Below are 1,784 nucleotides of genomic sequence, written 5' to 3'. Positions count from 1 at the left end.
TTAAATTTCAGATGTGTATGATGTTGCATGAGTAATTTCTTTGTTTTACCAATTCTTCCAATCGGCCAAAGGCTCCATGAATATTTCAGGCTTAGAAATATTTGAACTAACCAAAAACCTAAAAGAAACTCAAACTAATAAAATTCTAAGTGGAAAGACATTCGTTTTATTTTTTCCTGAAACAAGTATTAGGACCAGAGTTACTTTTGAGAAGGGGATTAAGGATTTAGGTGGTGAGTGTATTTTATTTCCTTCTGAAACACTTGATAAAAGAGAGCACCCAAAAGATGTAATGAATTATTTGAATAATTGGTCTGATGGCTTAATCATTAGGCATTCCGACTTTTCAAAACTTAAGGAACTATCACTTTATGGCTCGATTCCAATAGTCAATGCTATGACTACGAATAACCATCCATGTGAGATACTTTCTGATCTGTTTTCAATAGCGGAATTAAGAGATAATTATAGGGAGATAGTTTATACATTCGTTGGCGCAGCAAGTAATATTTCAAACTCATGGATGGAAATTGCTAAAATAATGGATCTTAAATTCAATCACGTTTGTGCTTCTGGTAATGAACTTGCCGATAATAATTCAAATTATCAATTTTCGACTTATCTTGAAACTACGCTGAGTGGTAGCGATGTGGTACTGACGGATTCTCTACCGAGTCAATTCTTAAATAATGAATATATAGGTAAGTATCAAATTACATTAGACAGAATGAAATTAGCAAACAAAGGTGCATTATTAAACCCTTGTCCACCATTTTTTAGAGATGAAGAAGTTAATGCGGGGCTAATACAAAGGCGTTATAAGAAACTACATAAAGATATATAGAACGAATTAAATAATCAAAGGAGTTTAATATCATGATCAGATTGTGTGATTACCGAGATAAAGAAGTTATCTATCAGATTATCAATGATGCTGCTCAAGCATACGAAGGGGTTATTCCGTATGATATGTATCATGAACCATACATGACCATGGAAGAATTAAATCATGAAATGAATGAAGGAGTTATGTTTTGGGGGCTAGAGGAAAACAATGAATTACTTGGAGTCATGGGAATACAAGATAAAGGGGAAGTGTCATTAATCAGACATGCTTATGTTAAAACGAGTCAACGTAAAGGTGGTATAGGGACCAAGCTTCTGTATCATTTAGTTAATTTAACAGATAAACCAATTCTAATCGGGACCTGGGAATCGGCTGAATGGGCAATTAATTTTTATTTAAAGAATGGATTTAAGTTAATTTCACATGAAGAGAAGGGGAAATTACTACATAGATTTTGGAATGTATCTGAAAGACAAATCGAGTCATCAGTAGTTCTATGTGATAGTAATTGGAACTCTAATGAATAGTTTAAGATCTTTGTAGGAACAGCACATGCCGCGGAGCCTGACTCTCCTTGGTCTGCCAGAGAGAATTCGAGGAAACATATTCAGTTGAATAGAATTCTATGGTTATTTTTTGGGATCGGAATATTAGTGATAATTGTTGGTTTTTTAAATGGCCCTTTATTACCTTATACAGATCCAACTCCAGAATTAATAAAGATATACAATACACAAGTGAAAAAATCTGATTTCATTATGAAATGCGGATGTATCATTGCAATAATTAGTTTATTTTCAATTCTAATAAAAAGAATAATAAGAAAAATGACAAAATGAAAAATTGAATATTTCGGTGCCATAGAGCCATCGAGTTAATGAGTGAGAGCCACCACGTTAATCTATTAGAGCCACTATGTTAGTAGAGAGAGCCGCCC

2 protein-coding genes are annotated in these 1,784 nt (G+C 33.4%); both read left to right on the top strand.

Annotated features, from left to right (window positions below; translation table 11 throughout):
* Window positions 1-40: 40 nt before the first annotated feature.
* Window positions 41-844 carry an ornithine carbamoyltransferase gene (locus G519_RS46720; protein WP_084160541.1) on the top strand — a complete coding sequence of 268 codons (804 nt, stop codon included), beginning with the start codon at window positions 41-43 and terminating at the stop codon, window positions 842-844.
* A 32-nt stretch (window positions 845-876) separates the two neighbouring features.
* A complete protein-coding gene (locus G519_RS0138190; RefSeq protein WP_029199007.1) occupies window positions 877-1,374 on the top strand; it encodes a GNAT family N-acetyltransferase in 498 nt (165 codons plus the stop codon).
* Window positions 1,375-1,784: the final 410 nt, after the last annotated feature.

It is taken from the genome of Paenibacillus alginolyticus DSM 5050 = NBRC 15375, assembly GCF_000422905.1.
Classification (GTDB): domain Bacteria; phylum Bacillota; class Bacilli; order Paenibacillales; family NBRC-103111; genus Paenibacillus_E; species Paenibacillus_E alginolyticus.
The sequence above is the reverse complement of the archived record's forward strand: the minus strand, read 5'-3'. Positions and strand labels throughout refer to the sequence as shown.